The organism is Exiguobacterium sp. s64 (genome assembly GCF_018618035.1).
In the GTDB taxonomy this organism is placed as follows: domain Bacteria; phylum Bacillota; class Bacilli; order Exiguobacteriales; family Exiguobacteriaceae; genus Exiguobacterium; species Exiguobacterium mexicanum_A.
On the sequence record NZ_JACSLH010000003.1, the window covers coordinates 59,405 to 85,245 of the forward strand.

Annotated in this window: 27 protein-coding genes; 23 read left to right on the forward strand and 4 right to left on the reverse strand. The window is 53.7% G+C overall.

What is annotated here, in order from left to right; all coding sequences use genetic code 11:
* Positions 1-84: 84 nt before the first annotated feature.
* The 3 genes from KNP64_RS06260 to KNP64_RS06270 all read left to right on the forward strand — a co-directional run bounded on the left by KNP64_RS06260 (position 85) and on the right by KNP64_RS06270 (position 3,434).
* Positions 85-1,380 (forward strand): HD domain-containing protein, encoded by a 1,296-nt coding sequence (locus tag KNP64_RS06260; protein ID WP_214792164.1) that lies wholly within the window; start codon positions 85-87, stop codon positions 1,378-1,380.
* Positions 1,381-1,403: 23 nt separating this feature from the next.
* The gene (locus tag KNP64_RS06265) at positions 1,404-2,990 is read left to right on the forward strand and encodes a Na/Pi cotransporter family protein (RefSeq protein ID WP_214711073.1); all 1,587 of its coding nucleotides are present in this window, start codon (positions 1,404-1,406) and stop codon (positions 2,988-2,990) included.
* Between the two features lie 132 nt (positions 2,991-3,122).
* Positions 3,123-3,434 (forward strand): hypothetical protein, encoded by a 312-nt coding sequence (locus KNP64_RS06270; RefSeq protein WP_214792166.1) that lies wholly within the window; start codon positions 3,123-3,125, stop codon positions 3,432-3,434.
* A 52-nt stretch (positions 3,435-3,486) separates the two neighbouring features.
* Here KNP64_RS06270 and KNP64_RS06275 read toward each other — a convergent pair whose 3' ends face one another.
* On the reverse strand, positions 3,487-3,675 hold the full coding sequence (locus tag KNP64_RS06275; protein WP_138858730.1) for a 2-hydroxymuconate tautomerase: 189 nt from the start codon (positions 3,673-3,675) through the stop codon (positions 3,487-3,489).
* Positions 3,676-3,839: 164 nt separating this feature from the next.
* On the opposite strand from KNP64_RS06275, the gene ypfJ reads away from it, so the two are divergent.
* The 9 genes from ypfJ to KNP64_RS06320 all read left to right on the forward strand — a co-directional run bounded on the left by ypfJ (position 3,840) and on the right by KNP64_RS06320 (position 12,206).
* Positions 3,840-4,694 (forward strand): KPN_02809 family neutral zinc metallopeptidase, encoded by an 855-nt coding sequence (gene ypfJ / locus KNP64_RS06280; protein WP_138858731.1) that lies wholly within the window; start codon positions 3,840-3,842, stop codon positions 4,692-4,694.
* A gap of 107 nt (positions 4,695-4,801) precedes the next feature.
* Positions 4,802-5,650 (forward strand): MurR/RpiR family transcriptional regulator, encoded by an 849-nt coding sequence (locus tag KNP64_RS06285; protein WP_034779356.1) that lies wholly within the window; start codon positions 4,802-4,804, stop codon positions 5,648-5,650.
* Positions 5,647-6,102: a GNAT family N-acetyltransferase gene (locus tag KNP64_RS06290; RefSeq protein ID WP_214792168.1), complete on the forward strand. Its 456-nt coding sequence runs from the start codon at positions 5,647-5,649 to the stop codon at positions 6,100-6,102. Before KNP64_RS06285 ends, KNP64_RS06290 begins: the two co-directional genes overlap by 4 nt.
* Before the next feature lie 144 nt (positions 6,103-6,246).
* A complete protein-coding gene (gene murQ, locus KNP64_RS06295) occupies positions 6,247-7,140 on the forward strand; it encodes an N-acetylmuramic acid 6-phosphate etherase (RefSeq protein WP_034779351.1) in 894 nt (297 codons plus the stop codon).
* Between the two features lie 12 nt (positions 7,141-7,152).
* Positions 7,153-8,526 (forward strand): PTS transporter subunit EIIC, encoded by a 1,374-nt coding sequence (locus KNP64_RS06300; RefSeq protein WP_214792170.1) that lies wholly within the window; start codon positions 7,153-7,155, stop codon positions 8,524-8,526.
* A gap of 54 nt (positions 8,527-8,580) precedes the next feature.
* Positions 8,581-9,633 carry a DUF871 domain-containing protein gene (locus tag KNP64_RS06305; RefSeq protein ID WP_138858735.1) on the forward strand — a complete coding sequence of 351 codons (1,053 nt, stop codon included), beginning with the start codon at positions 8,581-8,583 and terminating at the stop codon, positions 9,631-9,633.
* A 57-nt stretch (positions 9,634-9,690) separates the two neighbouring features.
* Positions 9,691-10,194, forward strand: a complete 504-nt coding sequence (locus tag KNP64_RS06310) for a YwhD family protein (protein WP_034779343.1) — start codon at positions 9,691-9,693, stop codon at positions 10,192-10,194.
* Positions 10,195-10,351: 157 nt separating this feature from the next.
* The gene (locus tag KNP64_RS06315) at positions 10,352-11,614 is read left to right on the forward strand and encodes a dicarboxylate/amino acid:cation symporter (protein ID WP_138858736.1); all 1,263 of its coding nucleotides are present in this window, start codon (positions 10,352-10,354) and stop codon (positions 11,612-11,614) included.
* A 58-nt stretch (positions 11,615-11,672) separates the two neighbouring features.
* Positions 11,673-12,206: a TVP38/TMEM64 family protein gene (locus tag KNP64_RS06320; RefSeq protein ID WP_138858737.1), complete on the forward strand. Its 534-nt coding sequence runs from the start codon at positions 11,673-11,675 to the stop codon at positions 12,204-12,206.
* Here KNP64_RS06320 and cls read toward each other — a convergent pair.
* On the reverse strand, positions 12,182-13,711 hold the full coding sequence (cls, locus tag KNP64_RS06325; protein ID WP_214792172.1) for a cardiolipin synthase: 1,530 nt from the start codon (positions 13,709-13,711) through the stop codon (positions 12,182-12,184). The genes KNP64_RS06320 and cls overlap by 25 nt on opposite strands.
* Positions 13,712-13,843: 132 nt before the next feature.
* Here cls and KNP64_RS06330 point away from each other — a divergent pair, with 132 nt between their 5' ends.
* Positions 13,844-13,987, forward strand: a complete 144-nt coding sequence (locus KNP64_RS06330) for a hypothetical protein (protein WP_161787553.1) — start codon at positions 13,844-13,846, stop codon at positions 13,985-13,987.
* Positions 13,988-14,026: 39 nt separating this feature from the next.
* On the opposite strand, the gene KNP64_RS06335 is transcribed toward KNP64_RS06330, so the two are convergent.
* Positions 14,027-14,947: an EAL domain-containing protein gene (locus KNP64_RS06335; protein ID WP_251126335.1), complete on the reverse strand. Its 921-nt coding sequence runs from the start codon at positions 14,945-14,947 to the stop codon at positions 14,027-14,029.
* A gap of 205 nt (positions 14,948-15,152) precedes the next feature.
* Here KNP64_RS06335 and speE point away from each other — a divergent pair, with 205 nt between their 5' ends.
* From speE to KNP64_RS06355, 4 genes are all read left to right on the forward strand, one after another.
* On the forward strand, positions 15,153-15,992 hold the full coding sequence (gene speE, locus KNP64_RS06340; protein WP_214792174.1) for a polyamine aminopropyltransferase: 840 nt from the start codon (positions 15,153-15,155) through the stop codon (positions 15,990-15,992).
* Positions 15,989-16,870, forward strand: a complete 882-nt coding sequence (gene speB, locus KNP64_RS06345; protein ID WP_034779331.1) for an agmatinase — start codon at positions 15,989-15,991, stop codon at positions 16,868-16,870. Before speE ends, speB begins: the two co-directional genes overlap by 4 nt.
* A 2-nt stretch (positions 16,871-16,872) precedes the next feature.
* Positions 16,873-17,241: a Na-translocating system protein MpsC family protein gene (locus KNP64_RS06350; protein WP_034779329.1), complete on the forward strand. Its 369-nt coding sequence runs from the start codon at positions 16,873-16,875 to the stop codon at positions 17,239-17,241.
* A 193-nt stretch (positions 17,242-17,434) separates the two neighbouring features.
* The gene (locus tag KNP64_RS06355) at positions 17,435-18,385 is read left to right on the forward strand and encodes a sodium-dependent bicarbonate transport family permease (protein ID WP_214711079.1); all 951 of its coding nucleotides are present in this window, start codon (positions 17,435-17,437) and stop codon (positions 18,383-18,385) included.
* A 36-nt stretch (positions 18,386-18,421) separates the two neighbouring features.
* On the opposite strand, the gene KNP64_RS06360 is transcribed toward KNP64_RS06355, so the two are convergent.
* Complete coding sequence (locus tag KNP64_RS06360) at positions 18,422-19,174, reverse strand: homing endonuclease associated repeat-containing protein (protein WP_034779320.1); 753 nt, start codon at positions 19,172-19,174, stop codon at positions 18,422-18,424.
* Positions 19,175-19,592: 418 nt separating this feature from the next.
* Here KNP64_RS06360 and KNP64_RS06365 point away from each other — a divergent pair, with 418 nt between their 5' ends.
* The 6 genes from KNP64_RS06365 to KNP64_RS06390 are packed head-to-tail and all read left to right on the forward strand — an operon-like array spanning position 19,593 to position 25,840.
* On the forward strand, positions 19,593-21,512 hold the full coding sequence (locus KNP64_RS06365) for a polysaccharide biosynthesis protein (protein WP_214764381.1): 1,920 nt from the start codon (positions 19,593-19,595) through the stop codon (positions 21,510-21,512).
* Positions 21,513-21,542: 30 nt separating this feature from the next.
* A complete protein-coding gene (locus tag KNP64_RS06370) occupies positions 21,543-22,394 on the forward strand; it encodes an NAD-dependent epimerase/dehydratase family protein (RefSeq protein WP_167491737.1) in 852 nt (283 codons plus the stop codon).
* Positions 22,391-23,533, forward strand: coding sequence for a DegT/DnrJ/EryC1/StrS family aminotransferase (locus KNP64_RS06375; protein WP_214711082.1), 1,143 nt, complete (start codon positions 22,391-22,393; stop codon positions 23,531-23,533). Before KNP64_RS06370 ends, KNP64_RS06375 begins: the two co-directional genes overlap by 4 nt.
* Before the next feature lie 12 nt (positions 23,534-23,545).
* Positions 23,546-24,130: a hypothetical protein gene (locus KNP64_RS06380; RefSeq protein ID WP_214764378.1), complete on the forward strand. Its 585-nt coding sequence runs from the start codon at positions 23,546-23,548 to the stop codon at positions 24,128-24,130.
* Positions 24,131-24,149: 19 nt separating this feature from the next.
* On the forward strand, positions 24,150-25,151 hold the full coding sequence (locus KNP64_RS06385) for a polysaccharide deacetylase family protein (protein WP_138858745.1): 1,002 nt from the start codon (positions 24,150-24,152) through the stop codon (positions 25,149-25,151).
* Positions 25,152-25,186: 35 nt separating this feature from the next.
* On the forward strand, positions 25,187-25,840 hold the full coding sequence (locus KNP64_RS06390) for a hypothetical protein (protein WP_214792176.1): 654 nt from the start codon (positions 25,187-25,189) through the stop codon (positions 25,838-25,840).
* Position 25,841 lies beyond the last annotated feature (1 nt).

Below are 25,841 nucleotides of genomic sequence, written 5' to 3' on the forward strand. Positions count from 1 at the left end.
ATAATTTCCTCCCCATTATAGCATGGGAGGAACAACTCGCTAGAAGTCGAATCCAATCATTAATGAAATGTAGGGGGCAACGTCATGTACACGTCACGAGGTCAATTATCCGGGTCGAAAGTGTTCAAAGATCCGGTTCACCGCTATATATATGTCTATGATCATCTCGTCTGGGAATTGATCAACACGAAAGAGTTTCAACGCTTACGGCGCATCAAACAGCTCGGGACATCATTTCTGACGTTCCATGGTGCCGAACATACCCGGTTCCATCATTCGCTTGGCGTCTATGAGATCGCCCGGCAGCTGATTGACCAATTTCACGAGTATCCAGAGTGGGACGACCGCAACCGGGAGCTGTTGCTCGCAGCGGCGCTCCTGCACGATGTCGGCCACGGTCCGTTCTCACACGCGTTCGAGCACGTCTTCGCCGTTCGTCACGAGGTATGGACCGAACGAATCATCCTCGGCGACACGGAAGTGAACAAAGTGCTGTCGGAGATGGGCGTTGGTTTCCCGGAAGAAGTGGCGGCTATCATCAATAAGACGCACCCGAACCGCTTGCTCGTCAATATACTGAGCTCGCAGCTCGATGTCGACCGGATGGACTATCTGCTTCGCGACGCCCATTTCGCCGGTGTCAGTTATGGGAAGTTCGATCTTGAGCGGATGTTGCGAGTACTGCGTCCCGATGAGGACCAAGTCGTCGTCAAACAGTCGGGGATGCATACGATTGAGGACTATATCATGCGCCGCTATCAAATGTATTGGCAAGTCTACTTGCATCCGGCGACGCGATCGAGCGATTTATTGCTCAAAGCCGTGCTCGAACGGGCGCAAGAACTATACGAATCGGGTTATTCTTTCGAGATGACTCCAAAGCATTTCTTGCCGATTTTTAACCATGAAGACATGACGCTCGAGCATTATTTGAAGCTCGATGAGACGATCGTCTATTTCTATTTCCAGGAATGGATGGATGAGGCGGACCCGATTTTGGCCGACCTTGCGAGCCGCTTCGTCAACCGTCGTTTGTTGAAATATAAGAACTTCCCGGAAGCGAACCGCGTCCGCTATATGGACCGCTTGCGTTCAACGATGGAGGCAATCGGTTTACCGACCCGCTACTACTTGCTCGAGGATCAGCTCAGCCAATTGCCATACGATTTGTATAAAGGGCACGGGACATACGAAGGCATCTATCTCAAGATGAATGAAGGCGACCGCCGGGAAATTTCGGAAGTGTCGATGCTCGTCCAATCGATTTTAAACTCACGACAGTCCGACGAGAAAATCTATTATCCGGAGGACGTACTGCTCAACTTGAAAGATCACGCATCAGAAAAAACATGGATGTTGTCAACGTTACGAGGCGATTGAATCGTTGAAAAGGAAGTGACACCATGGGAATCGGCACATTGGTCGGGGGAGTCGGCATCTTCCTACTCGGGATGATGCTGTTGACGGATACGTTGAAAAGCATGGCCGGGGAACGCCTCCGGCAACGATTGAATCGCTTGGCTGAAGGACCTGTTTCGGGTGCCTTTCTCGGAGCGACGATGACGACGTTGTTTCAGTCCTCGACCGTGACGACGCTCATGACAATCAGTTTTGTCAGTGCCGGCCTGCTGACGTTCACCCAAGCGCTCACACTCGTCATCGGAGCGAACGCGGGTAGCGCGACGACCGGATGGATCGTGGCGCTCTTAGGTTATAACGTCGATATCCGCGAGCTGTTGCTCCCGCTCATCGGGGTCGGCATGGCGCTGCGCTTGGTTGGGCGGCGCGTCAAACGCATCGGCATGCTCATGGTCGGACTTGGCCTCATTTTTGTCGGCATCGGAACGCTCCAAGAGGCGATGCGGGAAGTTGTCACGTTCTCGTTCGCCAGTTGGGAAGCGGACACACCGCTCCACCAACTTGCGCTTCTCGGTACGGGCCTGTTGATGACTGTTTTATTGCAGTCTTCAAGCATCGGTCTCGTCTTGACGATGACGGCGCTCGCGACCGATACGGTCACCCTTGCCCAAGCGTGTCTGCTCGTCTTAGGGCAAAGTGCCGGGACAAGTCTCGTCGTCGCGCTCGGGTCGATCGGAGGTTGGAAGTCGGCCCGCCGCATCGTCTTGGCGCACGTGCTCGTCCACGGCTCGATTTTACTTATCGGCTGGCTAACCTTCCCGCTCTTGTTCGGCGTCGTCAACGGTGTGGCCGACCGTCTCAATTGGAACGAACTGTTGCGGCTCGCCTTGTTCCACACGTCGTTCCATCTGCTTGGTGTGTTCACGTTTTTGCCGTTCCACGAGGCGTTCAGCCGTCGGTTGCTGAAGTGGGTCCCGAGCCGAGCGGAGAAGCTGACCCGGTTCTTGAACCCGAACATGGCCCGCATCCCGACGGTCGCGCTCGAAGCGGCCCGCCGCTCGTTGATTGAAATCGAGCGCTATCTCGCCAAAGAGACGAAACTGTTGCTAGCGGAAGGACGAAAGCGCGACGACGAGCTCCAACTCGTGGAGAAGACGCTCGGGGACGTGCGTGTCTTTTTGAGCACGATTCAATTGGAAGAAGGGCGGGGCCGCAATGACTATGGGCAACACTTGTCGCTGCTTCATACGATTGATCACTTGGAGCGGTGGCTGTTCGTCATGCGTGAAGTCGACCCGGTCGACGCCCTTCGGGATACAGACTTCCTAGTCGCGCGCCAGCTCGTCTTGCATGAACTCGACATGTTGGAGACGCTCAACCATCACACGCCCCCGGAAGAGTCTCGGCAGTGGAAGACGGCCTCGAAACAGCTCGCCGAATATCGAAAAGCGCACCGGGCCGAACTGCTCGAGGAGACGGCGGCCAATCAACTCGAGATGGACCAAACGATTCAAAAGGTGCAAGCTCTCCTCTGGCTCGACCGAATCGGCTATCACATTTGGCGTGCGACGCGTCATCTCATTAAACCGACCGTCCCGAGCGAACGGTTTGAAGTGAATCTGGAAGACTGACCACATTTGTAAAAATGCATCCAACATTTATTATGTAATTGAAAATATATACCAAAAAAATAAAAATCCAAACACTGTTAACATCTATATTTGTATAATGATTGTACATTAGACATTATAGGAGGATTTTTTGTGCCATTTAGAAAACCTGTTTCAACAATGGGCGGATTGAATTTTTGGATTAATGTTCAACAAAATGAGCATTTTGTGATGCAAAAACACAAAACTGGGCTCTGGCCATATAAATTCCGTATTTTAATGAGAGCAACGTCTAAAGAAATTGCCAATGCGAATGATTTAGAAACGATTCAATATGATTGGAGATTCCTTGAGACTAATGCGGTTCCACGGATTGATGAGAGCGGCTTTTTAGAAATCACTAAAGTCGAAACAATCGTAGAAGATTTGATTATGAAAACTATTTCTAATAAAATGCCGTTTTGAGGCAAAAAGAATGCCATGTCCACAACAGGGACATGGCATTCTTTTTACATCATTACTTCTTGTCCGCGTGCATAACGCCGGCTTGACCGTAGTGCGTCGCGTCCATTTCTTCGATGAAGACGGTGATGTTTTCTTTCGGTGCGTTCGTCGTCTCCGAGACGGCTTCCGTCACTTTTTCAATCAACGCACGTTTTTGTTCGACCGTGCGGCCTGGGAGCATTTTAACCGTTACGTATGGCATAACATTTCCTCCTTTTAGTTCGTTCCCTTTCATTCTAGTGAAAGGTGGGGCGGGTGGAAAGCAGAAAATCGATTGAGCGGACAGTACAAAGAAAAAATGCAGGTGCGAAATATGTGAAAACGGGGTAATGAACAAGACAGACTAGACGTAGGAGGAACAGGCTGATGAAATGGAAGGGTAGACAAGCAAGTCGTAACGTTGAAGATCGACGGGGACAACGTGTCGGAGGGAAAGGGATTGCCGGGATTGGCGGAGGCTTCGGTCTCATCTTGGTCATCGTCTTCACGTTGCTGAACGGGGGCAATCCGGCAGACATTGTCAACAACATCGGGATCGGCGAACCACAGTCGTCCGAGACGTACCAAGGGTCGGCACGGGAAGAAGAGATGGCAGACTTCGTGTCGGTCGTGCTAAGGGATACCGAGGAAGTATGGACCGATATATTCGCAGAGAACGGATTGACGTATCGGGAACCGACGCTCGTCTTGTATAAAGACCAGGTTGAATCTGCCTGCGGTATCGCGGGATCGGCTGTCGGACCATTCTACTGTCCCGGTGACCAAAAACTATACATCGATTTAAGTTTCTATGATGAACTCAGTCAACGTTTCAACGCACCGGGTGACTTCGCGATGGCGTATGTCGTCGCCCACGAAGTCGGCCACCACGTCCAGACGTTGCTCGGCACGACCGATGAGATCATGCCGCTCCGTAACGAGATGAGTGAGACGCAATTCAATAAATATTTGGTCCGCTTCGAGCTTCAGGCCGATTATTATGCGGGTGTCTGGGCCCACCACGCCCAAGGCATGGGCTACCTCGAGGCTGGCGACGTCGAAGAGGCGATGAATGCGGCGCACCAAATCGGGGATGACACGCTTCAAAAACAGGCACGCGGCTATGTGACGCCAGACTCGTTCACCCATGGGACGTCCGAACAGCGGAAACGCTGGTTCGACAAAGGGTTCCAAAACGGGACGATTCAAGGCGGCGATACGTTCAATGCCAAAAACTTATAACGATCAGGTCAAGCTTCGGCTTGACCTTTTTCATATCCAAGTTGGCTTGTGCAGAAAGAATCCGCTATCATGGAAACAGAAACTAGAAGTAGGAAGGGGATGACCCGATGGAATCCTTACTCAAAAAAATCGAACTCGCTAAAAGTGAGATGACGTCTGTCGAGAAGAAAATCGCAGACTATATTTTGACCCACTCGACGCTCGTTCCGAACATGACGACGAAAGAACTTGCTCAAAAGACGGATGTGTCAGAGGCGAGTATCGTCCGGTTCGCCCGCGTCGTCGGCATCGACAGCTTCAAGGCGTTCAAGCTCGCCCTCGTCAAAGACTTGGCCATCACCGAGACGACACTCACCGACTTCAACGTGTTACAGCAGAAAGACACACCGTACGATTCGTTTCAAAAAGTCATCCATGTAAACAAGATGGCCATCGAGGCGTGCGCCGAGGCGATGGACAAGCGTGAGCTCGAGCATGCGATCGATACGTTCGCCCGAGCGAATCGGGTCGTGTTTTATGGGGTCGGCGGCTCGTCGACGGCGGCGTACGACGCCCAGTACAAATTCACGAAACTTGGCTATGCGGCCCAGACGTCGCAAGACTTCCATTACATGTTGTCACTCATCCCGCATCTCGGACCGAACGACGTCTTTGTCGCCATCAGCACGTCGGGTCGGACGAAAGATGTGCTCGAACTCGTCCGCTTCGCCAAAAAGAAAGGGGTGCCGGTCGTCGCCATCACGGACCTCGATAAATCTCCGCTCTATCGGGAGGCGGACGTCCGTCTTTGCACGCCGAGCGTCGAACGTGATTTCCGGATCGCGAGCATCGCTTCACGGATGACCCAGTTGACGATCATCGATACGCTCTATATGGGTCTGTTGCACCGAAAAGGCGAAAGTTTGATTGACCGTTACGCCGAGGCGCGTGACGAGATGGTGAAGTTGCGCCGATGATTCACGTTTATGATGCGACGTGGCGCGACAAGGTCGCGACGTTCTTATTGCGGCAGTCGGCGTTCGCGAGCTTGAACGGACAGACGCCTGAAGCGTTTCGAGACGAGAATTTGACCGACTTTGAAGCCGAAGGGACCGTCAGCCTCGTGTTTGAAGAAGGGGGCGTCATCGCGGTCGCTGATTTGTTGAAAGAACATCCAGTCGACGGATCGCTCTGGCTCGGCCTGTTCGTCGTCGACGAGCGATTTCATGGTACCGGTGTCGCGCAACGGCTGTATGAGCAACTTGAACAGGAATATATGCGCCCTTTCCAGACGGTGTTTCGGCTCGGAGTCTTGCCGCACAATGAACGGGCACATCACTTTTGGGAACGACAAGGTTATGTGTACGAAAAAGATTCCGTCACGGCACGGGGCGACCACGTCCACGTGATGAAGAAACTGGTCGAATGAAGGGCTCGGTCCGATATGGGCTGGGCTTTTTCTATGGAATGGGTAACATCCTCATTTCTTTTATGAAATTTTACTTCCTTATTTTTTTAAATAAATTTGACTTTTAATTTCAAGTTAGTACAATAAAATCAGAGAGAAGAAAGGATGGTGGCGATGTTAGACAAATTGGCTACTGAAAGACGGAATGAACGAACGATGCACTTGGACGAGATGGCGGTCGAGGAGTTCCTCGCGGTGATGAACGAGGAAGATCAGTCGGTCCCCCACGTCATTAAAGAAGAGCTATCGGTCATTGCCGAAGTGACGAAGCGTGCCATCGCATCCTTCAAACAAGGCGGGCGTTTGATTTATATCGGCGCAGGGACGAGCGGACGACTCGGTATCTTGGATGCGGCAGAATGTGTGCCGACGTTCGGCGTATCACCGGACATGGTTGTCGGACTCATCGCCGGAGGCGAGCGTGCGCTCATCAAAGCCGTCGAGGGAGCAGAAGACAGCAAGGATTTGGCAGTCAATGATTTGAAAGCGCTTCACTTGAGCGAGAAGGACACGGTCGTCGGAATCGCCGCGAGCGGCCGGACACCGTACGTCATCGGCGGGCTCGATTACGCCCGTGAAGTCGGGGCGACGACAGCTGCGTTATCATGTAACAAAGGATCAAAAATCAGCGACCACGCCGAGTATAAAATCGAGGTCGAGACGGGACCGGAAGTGTTGACCGGTTCGACCCGTTTGAAAGCAGGGACGGCGCAAAAACTCGTCCTCAACATGATTTCGACGGCGTCGATGATTGGAGTAGGGAAAGTGTATCAAAACCTGATGGTCGACGTGCAGCCGACGAACGAGAAGTTGGAAGTGCGGGCCAAACGGATGATTGCGGAAGCGACAGGGGTCGACGAACAGACGGCCGCGCGTTATTTTGATTCATCCGGTGGGCACGTCAAGACGGCGATCGTCATGATTTTAGCCGATGTCCCGCATGCGGAGGCAGTCGAGCGATTAGAGCGTGCGAACGGATTCGTCCGTGACGCACTATAAGGGGGATTCGAGATGAAGAAAGAAGAGGTTCTTGCGCATGCGATACTCGAGCATGTCGGGGGGAAAGACAACATTCGTCAACTCGCGCACTGTATGACACGTGTGCGTTTGGCGCTCAAGGATCCGACGACAGCGGATCTTGCCGCCTTGAAACAAATCGATGGTGTCATGGGTGTCATCGATGATGAGACGTTGCAAATCGTCGTTGGCCCGGGGACGGTCAACCGCGTGGCGGACCATCTCAGTCGTGAGACGGGGCTCGCCATCGGAGAAGAATCGGTCGACGCGAACTTGACTCCGGACGAACGGGCCGCCATCGAACGTCAAAAAGTGAAAGACAAACAGAAGTCGCCGTTCAAGCGCTTCTTGCGTCGCTTAGGGAATATTTTCATTCCGCTCATTCCAGGACTTGTCGCTTCAGGTATCATTAACGGAGGAGCCAACTTCGCGAAGAACGCCGGGGTCGACCCGACGGAAACGTGGATGCAAATCCTCTTGTTGCTCGGTAGCACGGTATTCGCCTACCTCGCCATTCTCGTCGGTTGGAATACGGCAAAAGAGTTCGGCGGGACGCCGGTACTCGGTGCCATCGCCGGGGGGATCCTCTTCAACCCGGTGCTCGCGGACATCACCATTTATGGGGAACCGCTCGTCGTCGGGCGGGGTGGACTGTTCGGGGTCATCTTTGCCGCTTGGCTCATGACGTACATCGAGAAACATGTCCGTCGCTTCATGCCGACAGCGGTTGATATCATTTTCACACCGCTTCTTACGGTACTCGTCGTCGGTTTCACGGCGCTCTATGCGATTATGCCGGTCGCAGGCGTGTTGTCGGACGGTATCATGCAAGGTCTTAACGCCGTGCTCGAAGTCGGTGGACCGGTCGCAGGGGCTGTTCTTGCTGGATTCTTCTTACCGCTCGTCATGGTCGGATTGCACCACGGACTCACACCGATTCACTTGGAGTTGCTCAACACGGTCGGTAACACGGCACTCTTGCCGATCTTGGCGATGGCCGGGGCCGGACAAGTCGGGGCAGCACTTGCTATCTTTGTGAAGACGCGCAACCAACGTCTCCGTAACATCATCAAAGGGGCGATCCCGGTCGGATTCCTTGGCATCGGTGAACCGCTCCTCTACGGGGTCACGCTTCCGCTCGGTCGTCCGTTCTTGACGGCTTGTATGGGGGCCGCGGTCGGCGGTGCCTTCCAAGCGACGATGAAGACGGCAGCACTCGGGATTGGGGTCTCGGGTCTCTCGCTCACACCGCTCATCGACAACGGCATGTACTTGACGTACATCGCAGGTCTTGTCATTTCGTATACGGCTGGCTTCATCTTCACGTATTTCTTCGGCTTCAAAGAAGAGATGGCAGACGGGATTTAACAACCGAGGCGGCTCTTTGGAGTCGCCTTTTCATTTGATGAGGAGGGTTTTCTGATGAAAGGATTATCGGTTTATTTGAGCGAACCGCTCACACCGCAGTTCAAGATATGGATCGGACGCATGCGCGAGATTGGCTTCACCTCGATGTTCACGTCACTGCATATCCCCGAGGACGACACGTCGGTGTATACGGAAAGGCTCCGTGATCTCGGGACGCTCGCACGAAAACTCGACATGGAGCTGTTTGCGGATATCGCACCGATGTCGCTCGCCGCGCTCGGCAAGACGTGGGACGATGCCCATACGCTCACCGAGTGGGGCGTGACGGGGCTGCGCGTCGATTACGGCGTGACCCCAAAACAAGTCGCCGACTTGTCGACCCGGATGACGGTCGCCTTGAACGCGAGCACGCTGTCTGAAGCGGAACTCATAGAGATGAAGCAACACGGCCTCGTGACGGACAACGTCGAGGCGTGGCACAACTTCTATCCGCGCCCAGAGACGGGGCTTGATCGAAACTGGTTCGATGCCAAGAACGATTGGTTGAAACGCCAAGGATTGAGCGTTCAAGCGTTCATCCCGGGAGATGGGTCACTCCGCGGACCGTTGTTTGAACGGTTGCCGACGCTCGAAGACCATCGAACGTTATCGACGTTCGCTTGTTACTTGGACCTCGCCGATTCGGTCGACCGCATTTTAATCGGCGATCCGGGACTTGCCGACGAGACGATCGAACAGTTCGCCTCACACGCGGACGGGATGCTCGTCCTCCGGGCCGAAGCGGAGACGACGATTGAGGCCGCCTTCTATCGCGTCCAGACGAACCGGATGGATCCGGCCCGTGACGTCATCCGCTCGGTCGAGTCTCGGGCTTACGGCCGACCTGGGGACCGCTTGCTTGAACCGATGGATGCGAGACCGCGTCCGCTTGGGACGATCACGGTCGATAATGCGGATTACGGGCGCTATGCCGGCGAGATGCAAATGACGAAACGGGATCTTCCGCCTGATGCACGAGTCAACGTTCTCGGCCGGGTCATCGAGGCAGACCGGCCGCTCATCCGTGCCATCGGACCGGGTACGACGTTTCGGATTGAATGGTGCTGACGTTCCGGATTGCCACATTCCCTCGTCTTTGTGTACAGTAGAGAGGGAGGGAAGTCTATGAAAGAGATTAATTTTAACATCGTCGCTGACGATTCGACCGATGGCCACGGCGGTTTTGGGGTCGGTTCGCTCAGTTTGAACAATATGTCTCCCGTCATCATCGATGTCGAGGCGGGGACCGCGGTCATCGATATGGGGGCCATGCATGCTAAATCGGCGATCGAGAAACGCATCAAGTTTTTGACGGATCCGGAAGCGGTGCCGAACGGCAAACCGTACTGGATCGTCTGGGTCACGGTCGGTCGAAAGCCGGAAGGGTTCTATTATGGCGGTGTCGCGGCCTGTGACATGTCGGTCGACCTTGAGGCACGGCGCGGATACAAGCTGTTGCCGTACCACGTCAACCAGATGGACAAATCGCTCAAAGGCCGTATTCTCATCGATATGATGGACGCTCCGTCACGCAACGTGCTAGCCGCGTTTTTGAAAGAACATCGTCCTGAGATTTGGGAGCAATCGACCGAACTTCAAACCGAACTTGCGCGTCTCGATGCCGAGTGAAAAGATTGGACCGTTTTGGTCTCCAATCTTTTTTGTTTTCGTTCAAGTGAAGATGGGAATATGAACTTGTTATGATGTTGTGATTTCACCGTAATTGTATGAATATTCAGCATTATGCTATACTAAACGCACTGTGCAAAAAAGAAAGGGTGACACGATGAGTGAAACGAAGAAAATTTTAATTGGTCTCGCCTTAGGGGTCCTTGTCGGGCTAGGGCTCGCCGGTCTGTCCGGTAACGTATATGACATCGTCAATACGTATATCCTTTCCCCAGTCGGTACTGTATTTTTGAACTTGATTAAAATGCTGGTCGTTCCGATCGTCTTCTTCTCGATCATTCTCGGCGTCATGGGTCTCGGGGACCCGAAAGAGCTCGGGCGGGTCGGATCGAAGGCGCTCCTCTTCTTCTTGACGACGACAGCGCTCGCCATCATCTTGGCGATGGGTGTCGCTTCGGTCATCAAACCGGGAGAACGTGGTGACTTCCAAACGGCAAACCTTGAATTCGAATCGGGTGCGGCTGAAGAGTCGTCAAACATCGTGCAGACATTCGTCAACATGATTCCGACGAACCCGATTCAAGCGCTCGCTGAAGGCAACATGCTTCAAATCATCGTCTTTGCGGCTCTCATCGGATTTGCGATGATCGCTCTCGGCGAACGGGCCAAAACGTGGCGCCGTTTCGTCAAACAAGGCGACCGCATCATGATGCACTTGATTCACTTGGTCATGAAGCTCGCCCCATACGGCGCGTTCGCTTTGATCGCCTCGGCCATCGGAGGGATCGGTTTCGATGCTGTCAAAGCGATGGCGTGGTATATGTTCGCGGTCGTCTTGACGCTATTTTTACACTCGGTACTCGTCTACGGCGGGGCGCTCGTCCTGCTCGGGAAGATGAGTCCGGTCTTCTTCTTTAAAAACTTCTACGAAGCGATCACGCTCGCGTTTTCGACGTCGTCTTCGAACGCGACGCTCCCTGTATCGATGGAACTCGCCCAGAAGAAACTCGGCGTGCCGCGTTCCATTTCCTCATTCGTTCAGCCGCTCGGCGCGACGGTGAACATGGACGGGACGGCGATCATGCAAGGGGTCGCGACGATTTTCATCGCCCAAGTATTCGCGGCTGATTTGACGATGACCGAACTCGTGACGGTCGTCATCACAGCGGTACTCGCCTCAATCGGGACGGCGGGTGTACCTGGTGTCGGGCTCATCATGCTCGCGCTCGTCTTGCAGTCGGTCAACTTACCGGTCGAAGGGATTGCCCTGATCATCGGTGTCGACCGTATTCTCGACATGCTCCGGACGTCGGTCAACATTACCGGCGACGCGACATGCGCGGTCGTTGTCTCGAAACTTGAAGAGAAACACCTTCCACCTGTCGACGAAGACGCGTGGGATGAAGTCGAAGCAAAATAAACAAAAGGCTGACCCGTCGTTGACGGGCCAGCCTTTTCACATGAAGTGAGGTTTTTATATGGAATGGGCAGCTTTGCCGATCCCGTTGTTTGTTGTGATCAGTATCTTGTTGAATATGCTCATCGCCGTCGCCGGTATATTACCGAGCGCATTTTTGACGGCACTGAACGTGCAACTGCTAGGATTTGGACCGGGCGTCGCCGTCTCTATCGTCGGCGAGGCCGTGGGTGCTGTGCTCAGTTTTATTCTTTATCGCAAAGCGCTCCACCGGTTCACGTCACCGGATGGGGAGCGTTTGAAACGGCTCCGCGAAGCAGGTGGTATTGAGGCATGGTTTCTTGTCCTCGGGCTGAGGCTGATGCCGTTCGTCCCGTCCGGACTCGTCACGCTGTCGGCCGCGTTCAGCCGAATGTCGCTCCCGTCCTTCGCCGTAGCGAGCATGATTGGGAAAGTGCCGGCATTGTTGATCGAGGCGCTCGCGGTCGCGGCGGTCTTACACGTGGCCGCGGGTTGGCAACTCGGTCTCATCGCGTTGCTCATCGTCCTGTATGCGGTTTGGCGTGTGTCTCAAAGGAGTGGCGAGAAGATATGACAGAACGCTTCGATGAAACGTTTGCCGCTCGATTTCTTGCGAAGCATTGACCAGTCGATGAGAATCGACTCATCAAAGTCTTTCAAGAACGCTTCTTGCAGCTGTTGGATGGACGACGTCTCATACTGGGCGATTGTCATCTCGTGGTTCAAATACATGCTCCTAAAATCAAAGTTAGCCGTCCCGACGAGCGCAATCTTGCCATCGATGAGGACGGTTTTTGCATGGATGAAATGGCGATTGTATTTATAAATCCGAATGTTCCGTTTGAGCAGTTGTTCGAAATAATATTCGGTCGCATGGAAGCTGAACCATTCGTCTCCTTTTCCGGGGACGACGATTCGCACATCGATGCCACGCCGGCCGGCGACTTCTAACAGCGCGAGCAACTCGGGAGGCGGAATTAAATATGGTGTCGTGATCCAAATCGACTCCTTCGCCTCCATCAAAAGCGTAATGAGCCCGTCTCGGATTGTGACATCTTTTCCAGGAGACGTGACGAGTAGCTGGGTCGCCCCGTTATCCGGTTGCGGGTCGTCGATGAAGTATTCTGGCAAATGTTTGCTGTCGGCGAACAAGTCCCAGCGTTCTGTATCGTCTTCATGACCGGCATACAGCCAATTCTCGACGAACAAACGCTGAAGTTCCCGGACGAGCGGTCCTTCGAGGCGCAGATGGGTATCACGCCAAAATCCAAGCTTTTTATGTTTCCCGAGATATTCATCCCCGACGTTCAGTCCGCCGGTGTAAGCGATTCGCCCATCGATGACGATCAACTTTTGATGGTTGCGGAAGTTGGCGTTAAAGACGAGGAGCGGGTGGACGACCGGGTCGAACGCCTCTACGTGGACACGGGACTCGCGGAGCGGTTCGAGAAACGATTCGCTAATCTCTTGACTGCCGAGGCCGTCATACAAAAAGCGGACGGTGACATTCTCATTTGATCGTTTAATGAGAGCGTCACGAATCTTGAGCGAGATTTCATCGGTCCGGAATAGATAATATTGGACGTGGATATGATGGGTCGCTTGCTCGATATCTTTAATCACCGCATCGAATTTTTCCTCGCCGTTGACGAGCAGTTTCGTCGACGTGTGACCATCCGCACCGGTCGCGCCGAGCTTCTCGAGTGTGCGCGTGAGAGGAAAGCGATCCGACACGTCGTTTGCCGTCTCGATCCGTTCGGCCTCGATTGCTTGCCGGAACATCCGAATCTCGGTCGAGGTCCGTTTGATGCGTCGGTGTCGTCGAGGTGTTCGGCCGAACAGTACCCAGGCGAGGGCACCGAGGAACGGAATGAACAAGACGGCGAGCAGCCAGGCGAGCTTGGCCTGCGGTTGGACATGGTCAAATAAGATATGCCAGCCGACGATGAGCGGAATGAGAATGGCGGCCTCAATTAGGAACGGGATGAGCCCATCGATCGAGTAAAGCAAACCAAGAAGGAAGATGCCGAGTACAATCATGATGAGGAGTTGCCAGACGCGTCGTTTCAACAAGTACACCTTCTTTCTGTTCAGTTGTCATCACTAGATTCATTCCACCGTTTACATGTTCTTAACCTAAAAAACGTTTCAGCATGAAGCGCGAGGGAATTAACCGTACTGTACGACACAACGTAAAAAGGGGTGTTCATGATGAAAAAGAAAGGTGCATTGGCTGCGTCGCTGTTGGCGACGGGCATCATCCTCGGGGCTTGCGGGGGAGCAGAGGAAGAACCGATGAACAACGAAGATACCGAGATGCAAGAAGATATGGACGAAGAGGAAGACGAGGATTAAAAAAACGGCCTAGAGCGGGTGCTCTAGGCCTTCATTGCGTCAAAGCACATAAGGAGACGGTTTACCGAAGTAATAGCCTTGGGCGAGGTCGAACCCGAGTTCGCGACAGACGTCGACTTCTTCGGGGCGTTCGATGCCCTCGGCGAGGATGGTGATGCCCATTGAGCGTGTCAATTGACGTACGTTTTTCAAGAACGCTCGTTTCTCGGCGTCTTGGTCGCAGAAGGAGATGTACGACCGGTCGATTTTGACATAGTCGGGCTCAAGTCGCTTCAACATATCGAGCGTCGAGAAGCCAGCGCCGACATCATCGAGGGCGACTTTCATACCACGCTTCTTATATGTAGAGAACACATGTTGCAAATGGGCGACATCTTGGACTTTCTCCGTCTCAACGACCTCGAAGATGAAACGATCGGGACTGAGTCCGTACCGGTCGATAAGCTCGAACGTGTGTTGGAGACAATAGTCTGGGTTATAAATCGTCGAGGGCAAGAAGTTGATGAACGTCTTCTCGTGCGGCTCGACGGCGTGATACGTCGCTTTGATCGCTTCGGCGCGAGCACGTTGATCTAGCTTCGAGTGAAGTCCGAATCGGTTCGCGGCCCGGAACAGTTCGCCCGGTGAGACGTTGTTCTGGCTTCTGAGAAGAGCCTCGTAGCCGAACCGTTCTCCGGTGTCGAGATGGATGATCGGTTGCAAGTGGCTCTCGAGGTCACCGTGTTGAATCAATTCGATCATGTCGCGGTTGGCGATTTGTTCGAGCAGGTCGCTCGCCGAGACGACGGCGGTCTGGCGTTTTGTGGTCGGGTCGACACAGTACACGTCTTCCTCGACGGCGGCGAGGTGTTCCGTCAATTCGTCAAACGAGTCGTACGGGTGGGGCTTGTCATTGACGACGACGAGGCCCCGTTCAAAAAATGGGATGGTCGTGGAGCAGGCGGTACAAGGAGACCACATAGGATCCCTCCTTTCAAATAATCGAAATACTCTTTAATCAGTTTATCGGACAAAACTCACCTAAAACTCACACATCGAGGTAAATAAATAAAAAAATCGTGCAAAATGGGTACAGTTTTTGTATACTTCCTATCGTATGAATAAGAAGCGCCTCAAAACGCCACTCGCATACGAACAACTTTTTGAACAGAAAGGGGTTCTATCGATGGACCAAAAATTAAAATTATGGTTTACGGAGCACCAAACAGAAGATTACGGAATCACGTTCCGTGTAAACCACGTTTATGAGAGCGAACAAACGGAGTTTCAACGACTAGAAATGGTCGAAACGGACGAGTTCGGAACAATGTTGTTGCTTGACGGAATGGTCATGACGACGGATAAGGACGAATTCGTCTATCACGAGATGGTGGCTCACGTCCCACTCTTCACACACCCGAATCCGAAGCATGTGCTCGTTGTCGGTGGCGGAGACGGTGGCGTCATTCGTGAGATTATGAAACACCCATCAGTCGAAAAAGCAGTTCTCGTCGACATCGACGGGAAAGTCATTGAATATTCGAAGAAATACTTACCAAATATCGCAGGTGAACTCGACAACCCGCGTGTTGAAGTCATCGTCGGTGACGGCTTCATGCATATCGCCGAATCAGAGAACGAGTATGACGTCATCATGGTCGACTCGACAGAACCGGTCGGCCCAGCGGCCAACTTGTTCACAAAAGGATTCTACGCCGGCATCTCGAGAGCGCTCAAAGACGACGGCATTTTCGTCGCGCAGACGGACAACCCATGGTTCACGCCAGAGCTCATCCAAACGGTTCAACGTGACGTGAAAGAGATTTTCCCAATCACGAAGCTCTACACGGCCAACGTACCGACGTATCCGAGCGGCATGTGGACGTTCACGATCGGCTCGAAGCAGTACGACCCAGAACAAGTGCCGGCCGAGCGTTTCCATGCTATCGAGACGAAGTACTATACGCCGAAGCTTCACAATGCGGCCTTCGTCCTTCCGAAATTTGTGGAGGACTTGACGAAATGATTAAACGTTTCGATGAAGCCTACTCAGGCAAAGTGTTTATCGCGAGCTTGCCGGAAGTGACGGACGCGAAGACGGTCCTTTATGGGATGCCGATGGACTGGACGGTCAGTTTCCGTCCAGGCTCACGTTTCGGTCCGAACCGAATCCGTGAAGTCTCGATCGGACTCGAAGAATATAGCCCTTATCTTGATGGTGATTTGACGGAAGCAGCCGTCTATGACGCTGGCGATATCCCGCTCCCGTTCGGGAATGCCCAGAAGTCACTCGACATGATCGAGTCGTTCGTCAAAGACATCATCAAAGAAGGCAAGTTCCCACTCGGTATGGGGGGAGAACACCTCGTCACATGGCCGGTCATCAAGGCGATGCATGATGCGTACGGGGATGATTTCGTCATCTTGCACCTCGATGCGCACACGGACCTCCGTGACGACTATGAAGGTGAGCCGCTCTCGCACTCGACACCGCTCAAAAAAGCGGCCGAACTCATCGGACCGTCGAACTGCTACTCGTTCGGAATTCGTTCTGGGATGAAAGAAGAGTTCGACTGGGTCAAAGAAGTCGGCTATAACATGTATAAATATGAAGTGATTGAACCGCTCAAACGCGTGTTGCCGACGCTCGCCGGGAAGAAAGTGTACGTCACGATCGACATCGACGTCCTCGACCCGTCGGCGGCCCCGGGAACGGGTACGCAAGAAATCGGCGGCATCACGACGAAAGAGTTGCTCGAAGCAGTGCACGCCATCGCGAACGCCGACATCGACATCATCGGTGCCGATCTCGTCGAAGTGTCACCAGCATATGACCAATCGGACATGACGGCCATCGCCGCCGCGAAGATTCTTCGCGAGATGATGATCGGATTCGTGAAGTAACGATGCCGAAAAAAGGTCAGCTCGAAATGGAACTGAGTGCTCGGATCACACAATGGGAGAAAGAGTATCTCGGGCGCGGCTCTTTGACGTGTAAAGCAGACCTGCTCCGCGACTTGGCCATCGTGACGCTTCAGGGCGTCTTGACCCCGGCCGAGTATGAACTGGCCGCCAAATCGGCCGGTCGTGAGCAATTGAAGAAATATCGCAATAACCTCGTCGAATCAGGGCGGGCCCAACTCGAGGCGATTTTACATGACGTGCTCGGTCGGCGTCTCGTCTCGCTTCACACGGATATCAGCACGAAGACAGGGGAACGCCTCATCGTCTTTCGACTTGATGCACCATGGGATGGCGGGATTGACAAGCCGTGACGACATTTTTACACTAGAAGCAGAGACGGTTCAGGATTGGGAAGTGTCCGTGCGATATTCCCGTCGTCCTGTCCCGGAGCTGCCGAACTAAATACCCGACAGTTGTCGGCTAGACGGAGCGAACGTGTTCGAGCCGTCGGCATGCAGCGCACACCTCTCTTTGGTGTGCGCTTTTGTCGTCCAGGAGGAAAAGATGGAACAATTGATGTTTTTATTGACGAGTGCCCCGGTGCTCCTATTCGTGACAGGTGTGATTGCCGCTCTCGGCAAATCGAATTTGAAGATTCCTGAGTCACTCAGCATCACGCTCAACCTATACTTACTGCTTGCTATCGGATTGAAAGGAGGGATGGGGCTCGCCTCGGTATCGATGGACGAGTTGGCGTTCCCGCTCGCCGTCACGCTCGTGCTTGGTCTCGTACTTCCGCTCGTCGCGTTCGGCCTTGGAGCGTTCTTGAAGTTCACGTTTCCGGAGCGTATTGCCATGGCCGCGACGTTCGGTTCGGTCTCGCTCGTGACGTATGTCGCTGCGACGGCGCAGCTCGAACGTCTCGGCATCAGTTATGAGCCGTTCATGACAACACTCGTCGTCGTCCTCGAAATTCCGGGTCTCGTCGTCGCACTGTTGTTATACAATCAAAGCCGCGTCCTCGGCATCACGGCGGCACCGACTCAATCACTCACCGTCATCCGTGACAGTCTGCTCTCGAAAAGCATCTTGCTGCTTTTGGCTGGTCTCATCGTCGGGCTGGTCACCCCGGATACGTCGGCATTAACCCCGTTTTTTGTCGATTTGTTCCCAGGCGTGTTGCTGTTGTTCTTGCTCAGCCTCGGCGTAAAGGTCGGTCATCAGCTGAAGACGCTACCGTCGTACGGGATGAAGTTTTTAGTCGTCGGGATGACGTTTCCGCTCGTCGGCGCGGCCATCGGTTTTCTCGCTGCCGGAATGGCTGGACTGTCTGATGGGGGAACGATTCTGCTTATGACGCTCGCGGCGAGCGGGTCGTACATCGCCGCACCGGCTATGCTCCAAGCATCGGTCCCGGAGGCGGAGCCGTCGTTTTATTTGACGCTCGCCCTCGCCGTCACGTTCCCGTTCAACTTGCTCATCGGCATCCCGCTATTCATTTCGATCGTCACTTGAACAAAAGCCCTGTCTCACGATGAGACAGGGCTTTTGTTATTGGGTGATCGTCTGTTCTTCCATGCATTTTAATGCGGCCGTCCAACTGCCGAAGAGGGCGTTGATGGTCGACGTGCTCGGCACGTTTCGTCCTTCGGCCCATTTCCGGTAATGCAGAATACTGAAGTGGGACAATTCATGTTTCGCGACGCGGAGGGCTTCGATGACATCTTCTTCGTCCCATTTCCGTTTCGGCGGGGCGATGTCGAGGACGAACAAGGCGTAGCTCCAAGATCCATATTTCCGGGCGATCGTCGCGACTGTCGGATAACCGCGTTCTTGGGCCCAGATGGCGTAGTGCTGGGACGTGAGACGTTCGAGTTCTTCGGACGCTTCAATCAAGGCTTGGATGATGCGCTCTTCATTGTTTTTCGCGGCGGTCGTCTGAAGTTTCGCTTCCCGGAGCGCGTTCGACCAAGAGCCGAAACGGCTGCTGATCAACGTGAGCGACGGGGAGCGCGTCACTTTCGACCATTCCCGATACGTTTGGCTCGTGAAGAGCGGTAACTCCTCGGCAGCTTGATTCAACGCGCGGAGGATGTCTTCATCCGAGTAGTAATGGAACGACATTTGGATTTGGGCAGCGGCGAGCGCCTCGCGCCAAGACCCGAACTGATGGATGACGGTGGAAAGGGACGGGACATTTTTGGTTTGCGACCATACACTATACCGTTTCGAATCGAGCTCGGCATGTTCTTGAGCAGCTAACTGCAACGCTTGTACGATTTGAGGGCGTGTCCATTTTTTCATCTTGGTGTCTCTCCTTTGGAGGGAGACGCAGCGAGCGTCTCGGAAGGTCTCTTGGTGTGAATGAACAGCATGTATTGGTTGAAGAGTCAACGAGCTAGTCAAAAAGGATGCTTATGATCGATTTCTACCTCCTTATGTGGCGTTTTAGCTAAGTTCAAAATAATGTAAACGATACCCAATTCGGGTTATATGTATTTCCATTTCCCGTTTGTCCGACAATTATTCATTATGTGAATGAAATCATGATAATAATTTCGTGAACTCCTTTTTCGCATCTATGTCGTTAATGAGAAAAAGCTCGTTTTATCTTTAAACTTGTTGAGGATAGTCGGGTAGTTTACTAGCATCGACGCATCTTTTGCGCATTCCAACTTACACCACGAACGAACAACTCAGACTCTTGGAGGTGCGAACTACCATGGCAACACTTGTGAACGTCTATCGGAAGAATCAACGCAATTTGCTCTTTTTATGTCTCGATATCTTGATCGTCTCGTTTGTATTGTACGCGACGTTTGAACTGATGTTCTCCACGATCACGTCGTACGCGGCACTCGAATCGAGCGAGATGTTGATGATGGTCGCCATTAAAATCGTCAGCTTCAGTCTCGTCGGAAGCGTCTTGAAGATTCATCGCATCGACTGGCGTTACGCTTCGGTCCATGAGATGAAACAAGTCGCCATCGCCTTACTGAGCAGTGACTTGGTGTTGTACGCCTACAACCAGTTCCACTTCGGGGCTGGCCTTGGGATGATCATCGCCGTACAAGGGTTGCTCGCATTCAACCTCATCTTGTTCACCCGCTTCTTAGCCCGCAACCATGTGTTTGACGTGTTCAAACCCCATTCGAACCATCCGGGACGAAAAGCACTCATCATCGGAGCCGGGGATTCCGGACAGTTGATTGTCCGCGAGTTGAAGGAGCATCGGACGACCGTCCTCTGCGTCGTCGGTCTGCTCGACGACAACCCGCAACTGCAGACACTCTACGTCCACGGCGTCCCGGTCCTCGGGATGACGGACGATTTGGAACGCATCATTCAAGAACATGGTATCGAAGTGGTTATTTTGGCCATTCCAAGCTTGCCTTATACACGGCGTCTCGCCTTGCTGAAACGAATCGAGAAGACAGGAGCCGAATCCCACGCCTTGCCGATGATTTCGGAACTGGCGACCGGAAAAGTCTCCATCAACGAGATTCGCGAAGTGAAAATCGAGGATTTGCTAGGACGTGAGCCGGTTCAATTGGATATATCTGGAATATCTCGCCATGTCGAAGGCGCGACTGTGCTCGTCACTGGCGCCGGTGGATCAATCGGCTCGGAGTTGTGTCGCCAATTGATCAAATTCGCCCCGGCAGAAATGATTCTCCTCGGTCATGGGGAGAACAGCATTTACTTGATTGAGCGAGAGTTGCGTGGGCTCGGCACGGAGACGATCCTGCATCCGGTCATCGGGGATGTGCAAGACGAAGCTCGGCTCGAAGATGTGTTCCGTACGTACCAGCCGGACATCGTCTATCATGCCGCCGCTCACAAACATGTGCCACTCATGGAAGACAATCCGCTCGAAGCCGTCAAAAACAATATTTACGGGACAAAACATATGGTCGATGTCGCGGCCCGGCATAACGTGAGCCGCTTCATCATGGTCTCGACCGACAAGGCGGTCAATCCGACGAACGTGATGGGCTCGACAAAACGAATCGCCGAGATGGTCGTCCAAGAGAAAGCCCGAACGAGCGAGACGATCTTCGCAGTCGTACGCTTCGGAAATGTCTTAGGCAGTCGCGGCTCGGTCGTACCGCTCTTTAAAGAACAGATTCTCCGGGGCGGACCGGTCACCGTCACCGATCCTGAGATGACCCGCTACTTCATGACCATCCCGGAAGCGAGCCGGCTTGTCATCCAAGCGAGCGTCTTGTCCAGAGGGGGAGAGATTTTCGTGCTCGACATGGGCGAGCCGGTCAAAATCATTGACTTGGCGAAGAAAATGATCGAGTTGAGCGGTTTTACGACCGAACAGATCGACATTGAAGTCACCGGCATTCGTCCGGGTGAGAAGTTATATGAAGAATTGCTCGCCGCGAGCGAACTCGGTCCAGAAGCGAACGTCTTCCCCAAAATCTTTGTCGGCCGGACCCGTCCCTTCACGACCGTCGCTTCCGTGCTGCACCTGATTGAGACGTTACGAGACGACCAAGAGGCCCTGATCTACCTGCTGCTTTTTATCGCCAATAGTGACGACCTCGACCGAGACATCGATCGTCTCTTTACACATGGCGTGAAGCGAATGCGTCCTCATATCGCCGGGACACGCCTCGCTGACGGAAATTGAAGGTCATAACGAGTGAAGAGGGGGAGAATGATGGTCGATCAAACGGTTCTTATTGTCGGGGTAGCCAGTTTCCAAGGGTTTCATATCGCACGTCGGCTATTGCAGGAAGGGTTTGATGTCGTCGGGATTGACGATGAAGGGCGGCACAAGACGCGAATCGCCAAACAGCGGCTCTACGTTCTCACCCACCCGCAGTTCCATTTGATCCGTTCAACGCTCGCGAACAAGACAGTCATGCGCAGCGTTTTGAATCGACACGAACCGAGACACATCATCTTATGTTCGACCCGTCGCCATAACGGAAGTGAAGAGCCGCTGGAACGTTACGAGTTGATGAAACGCTACATCGCCATCCAAACGAAACGGGTCCCGGTTGAATCGTTCATCACGTTCGACTTGCCTGTGAAACAGGAGGACGGGGAACGTCCGGTGATCCATCTGTTCACAGAAGACGTCTTCGGACCTTGGGACGATGCCTCGACGCTAGTGTCAAAGGCCATTGTCGCCGTCGACCGCGGTGTCCGACTCTCAGGGTATTACGCGACGGATATCATCAACGTCTCTTATATCGATGATGTCGTCGAATCGGTCGTCCGCTTGCTTCGCTTGATTCAAACCGGGATGTCGCCAGTCGGATATTTCCAAATCCCGGCCTCCGACTACGTGAACGTCCAAACGTTACTGTCCGACATCGGACATATCCTCAACAAATCGGCGAAGACGTCGTTGCCGATGCGCGAGTCGGTACTTCGGCAGTCGGCCGTTCCGACGCTCGACACGCTGATCGGCTTCAGCCCGAGCACATCGCTGTTTGAAGGACTCGAGCAAGTCGTCGATTGGTATATCTCGTATAAAACCATGATGAAGGAGGGCATCAAATGAACATCCTATTATCGAAGCCCCATATGTCGGGCCGTGAGATGGCCTACATCGAAGAGGCGTTCGCGAGCAATTGGATCGCCCCGCTTGGGCCAAACGTCAACGCGTTTGAGGCGGAAGTCGCCGCTTACGCAGACCATCCGTACGCCTTGGCGACAAGCTCAGGGACGGCTGCCCTCCATTTGGCGCTACTTACGCTCGGCGTCGGGACAGGGGACACGGTCTTCTGTCAGTCACTCACGTTCGTCGCATCGGTCAATCCAATCCGTTACGTCGGCGCCATTCCGGTCTTTATCGACTCGGAAACGACGACGTGGAATATGTCGCCAGACGCGCTTCGGAAAGCGCTCGTCCAAGCCGCGACGAAAGGAAAGCTTCCGAAAGCGGTCATCGTCGTCCATCTGTACGGCGTCGTCGCGAAAATCGGTGAGATTCGCCACATCTGTCGTGAGTTCGGTGTCCCATTGATCGAGGACGCGGCCGAATCACTCGGCTCGACGTGGCACGGGCAAATGACGGGAACCATCGGGGACATCGGGTTTTATTCGTTCAACGGCAATAAAATCATCACGACATCAGGCGGCGGCATGCTCATGGTACCGAATGAGGAAACGAGACAGTTGGCGCTCAAGTTGGCCACGCAAGCTCGGGAAGACGCGCCGCATTATGAGCACGAACAAGTCGGCTATAACTATCGATTGAGCAACGTCTCGGCCGGGATTGGTCGGGGACAGCTCGAAGTGATTGAGCAGCGCGTTCAAGCACGACGTCGCGTGTTCGCCCGCTATGAGCATATGTTCCGTCAGCTCGGGACGACATATCAGCAAGAAGTCCCGCACTCACGGGCCAATCGTTGGCTGACCGCCATGCAGTTGGATCAGACAGACTTGCACCGTGACACGGTGATGGAGCGACTTGCCAGTGCCGGCATCGAATCTCGTCCTGTCTGGAAACCGATGCATCTGCAACCGGTGTATCGCGATGCCGAATATGTGACGGTCGATGGAGAAGATGTCAGTCGGCGTCTGTTCGAGAATGGGATTTGCCTTCCATCGGGATCCGACTTGACCCTCGGGGAACAACAGCAAGTCATCCAGACCGTGCTCGATACGCGCTCGATCGTCACGGAACAAAGTGTCTGAGGAGGAAGAACGATGAACCGGGAAGCAGAGATCATTCAAGCGCTTCGAGCCGCTGCATCTCTGACTCCGACCCTCACGGTTAAACAATATCAGCTCTGGAGCCGAGACCGGGACGTCCCGACATTTCTCGACGTTCTCAATTTTTACGGGTCATGGACCGGCGCCTTGAAAGCAGCCGGCCTCTTAGAAGCCCGAAAGCACTATACCCAACAAGAACTCGTTGCAGCACTTCGGCTCGCACTTGAACAGGAAGGGAAGTTGACGAGCACCCATTACCAACAATGGGTCAAAGATCATCCCGGTCCTTCCCTAGGTGATATTATTTCCCATTTCGGGTCTTGGAGTCTGGCCGTGAAAACGGTAGAGCGTTTAGAGGAGCTCCATTTTACCGTCCAGCCAGAACGTGAAAAAGCAGAAATCGTTCAATCGTTGCTAGAAGCAAGTCGGGTCGTCGTGCCATTCAACGCGATCACCTATCAAAAATGGGCGAAACAACATAAACGACCAAGTGTCGCCAAAGTATCCCGTCGGTACGGCTCCTGGAAACGGGCGCTCGCCGAACTAGAGCTTCGTGAGTCGTGTGAAGGAAAGAAGTGAAGACAGAGGAGGGGTCTCGATGAACGGAGCGTTTGTCATCTCACTAGATTTTGAATTGAACTGGGGCACGTTTGACGGTACGACGATTGAGGCGTATGGCGATAATTTACTCGGGGTCCGGCAAGTCGTACCGAGCTTGCTCGACTTGTTTGCCGCGCACCAGATTCATGCGACTTGGGCGACGGTCGGATTCCTGTTCTATGAGACGAAAGCAGAGCTATTGAAAGACTTGCCGACGATTCAACCGGCGTATCGGCATCCCGAATATTCTTCATACAATTGGATGCAGCACGTCGGGGCGGACGAGGCGGTCGACCCGTATCACTTCGGGAAATCACTCGTCGATCAAATCGCGGCGACACCTGGTCAAACCATCGGGACGCATACGTATTGTCATCTGTCTTGTTTAGAAGAAGGAGTGACCATCGAGGCGTTCAAGGCCGATCTCGAGGCGGCGAAGCGGGTGGCCGCACGTCGCGACTTATCCATTCAGAGCATCGTCTATCCGCGCAATCAATCGAGCCCGGCGCATTTCCAAGCGGCACAAGAAGTCGGAATCGATGTCTATCGCGGCAATGAGACCCATTACATTTATCGGGCCGATGCGAGAAGGGATGAGGGATTAGGACGACGGGCTCTTCGTCTGCTTGATGCCTACGTCAATTTGACGGGCCACCACACGGTCTCGTGGGCAGCCATTCGGCAATCATCTCCTTATAACGTCCCATCGAGCCGATTCCTGCGACCTTACGTGCCGGCGCTTCGCTTCCTAGACCGACTCAAAGTGCGGCGCATCAAACGGAGCATGACGCATGCGGCAAAACGGGGGGAAGTGTTCCATCTTTGGTGGCACCCGCACAACTTCGGCAAACATGTATCCGAAAACATGGCCTTGTTGGGTGAAATCATCGCCCATTATGAAACGTTGCATCAAACGTATCAATTTGAAAGTTTATCGATGGAAGAAGTGGCGGACCGTTGCCGCCCGGCCGTCGTCTCGACGCAGGAGCGACACGGATGAGAGGCGTTCGGAGGAAGAGAAAGGGGAGGGACAAAATGGGCCGACCGATCGTACTACTCATTGGAGAACACCGGACATCTGCCTACGTCTATCATGCGATCCGCAACTTAGGGGTAACCCATGTCGTTCAGGAAGATGGGCCGAGCGAGCATCGTCCGGAATCCATCAAGCATTGGCTGACGCATGTATACGTCCGGCTGACGTCGCCTGTCATGCGCCTTTCGAGCCGGACGCGGATCCGAGAACTGAAAGGTCGCTATCCATTGAACGATGAGCCGATTCCGTTCCACCACATTCTACGTGTCACCTCATTGAACGATACGAAGACGACGATGTGGCTCGATCGTCTCGACCCGCAGCTCATCGTCACCCATGAGACGGGGCCGATTGACCCGAGCGTCCTCGCCCGCTTCGACTGCCCGGTATTGACGGTCGCACCGACGATGGCAGAAGGACAACTCCAAGCGTACTGGGCGTTCCGGGCCAAACCGGACGTCTGTGAGGCACGAATCGAACAGTGGACCGAGCGGGGCTGGTCTGTGGTCGACCGGGCCGTGCTCTACATCGGCGGGACGGATGATTTTGCCACGTATCCGTACTTGCAGCTCACGACGGCGCTCCCGCTCTTGAGACGTCAAATCGAGTTATTGCTAAAGGAAGATGTGTATGACCGTCGAACGGCAAAATAAC

Coding starts and splice junctions, on each gene's coding strand:
- KNP64_RS06260 (WP_214792164.1), top strand. CDS start 85: ATGTACACGTCACGAGGTCAATTATCCGGGTCGAAAGTGTTCAAAGAT.
- KNP64_RS06265 (WP_214711073.1), top strand. CDS start 1,404: ATGGGAATCGGCACATTGGTCGGGGGAGTCGGCATCTTCCTACTCGGG.
- KNP64_RS06275 (WP_138858730.1), bottom strand. CDS start 3,675: ATGCCATACGTAACGGTTAAAATGCTCCCAGGCCGCACGGTCGAACAA.
- ypfJ (WP_138858731.1), top strand. CDS start 3,840: ATGAAATGGAAGGGTAGACAAGCAAGTCGTAACGTTGAAGATCGACGG.
- KNP64_RS06285 (WP_034779356.1), top strand. CDS start 4,802: ATGGAATCCTTACTCAAAAAAATCGAACTCGCTAAAAGTGAGATGACG.
- KNP64_RS06290 (WP_214792168.1), top strand. CDS start 5,647: ATGATTCACGTTTATGATGCGACGTGGCGCGACAAGGTCGCGACGTTC.
- murQ (WP_034779351.1), top strand. CDS start 6,247: ATGGTGGCGATGTTAGACAAATTGGCTACTGAAAGACGGAATGAACGA.
- KNP64_RS06300 (WP_214792170.1), top strand. CDS start 7,153: ATGAAGAAAGAAGAGGTTCTTGCGCATGCGATACTCGAGCATGTCGGG.
- KNP64_RS06305 (WP_138858735.1), top strand. CDS start 8,581: ATGAAAGGATTATCGGTTTATTTGAGCGAACCGCTCACACCGCAGTTC.
- KNP64_RS06310 (WP_034779343.1), top strand. CDS start 9,691: ATGAAAGAGATTAATTTTAACATCGTCGCTGACGATTCGACCGATGGC.
- KNP64_RS06315 (WP_138858736.1), top strand. CDS start 10,352: ATGAGTGAAACGAAGAAAATTTTAATTGGTCTCGCCTTAGGGGTCCTT.
- KNP64_RS06320 (WP_138858737.1), top strand. CDS start 11,673: ATGGAATGGGCAGCTTTGCCGATCCCGTTGTTTGTTGTGATCAGTATC.
- KNP64_RS06330 (WP_161787553.1), top strand. CDS start 13,844: ATGAAAAAGAAAGGTGCATTGGCTGCGTCGCTGTTGGCGACGGGCATC.
- KNP64_RS06335 (WP_251126335.1), bottom strand. CDS start 14,947: ATGTGGTCTCCTTGTACCGCCTGCTCCACGACCATCCCATTTTTTGAA.
- speE (WP_214792174.1), top strand. CDS start 15,153: ATGGACCAAAAATTAAAATTATGGTTTACGGAGCACCAAACAGAAGAT.
- speB (WP_034779331.1), top strand. CDS start 15,989: ATGATTAAACGTTTCGATGAAGCCTACTCAGGCAAAGTGTTTATCGCG.
- KNP64_RS06350 (WP_034779329.1), top strand. CDS start 16,873: ATGCCGAAAAAAGGTCAGCTCGAAATGGAACTGAGTGCTCGGATCACA.
- KNP64_RS06355 (WP_214711079.1), top strand. CDS start 17,435: ATGGAACAATTGATGTTTTTATTGACGAGTGCCCCGGTGCTCCTATTC.
- KNP64_RS06360 (WP_034779320.1), bottom strand. CDS start 19,174: ATGAAAAAATGGACACGCCCTCAAATCGTACAAGCGTTGCAGTTAGCT.
- KNP64_RS06365 (WP_214764381.1), top strand. CDS start 19,593: ATGGCAACACTTGTGAACGTCTATCGGAAGAATCAACGCAATTTGCTC.
- KNP64_RS06370 (WP_167491737.1), top strand. CDS start 21,543: ATGGTCGATCAAACGGTTCTTATTGTCGGGGTAGCCAGTTTCCAAGGG.
- KNP64_RS06375 (WP_214711082.1), top strand. CDS start 22,391: ATGAACATCCTATTATCGAAGCCCCATATGTCGGGCCGTGAGATGGCC.
- KNP64_RS06380 (WP_214764378.1), top strand. CDS start 23,546: ATGAACCGGGAAGCAGAGATCATTCAAGCGCTTCGAGCCGCTGCATCT.
- KNP64_RS06385 (WP_138858745.1), top strand. CDS start 24,150: ATGAACGGAGCGTTTGTCATCTCACTAGATTTTGAATTGAACTGGGGC.
- KNP64_RS06390 (WP_214792176.1), top strand. CDS start 25,187: ATGGGCCGACCGATCGTACTACTCATTGGAGAACACCGGACATCTGCC.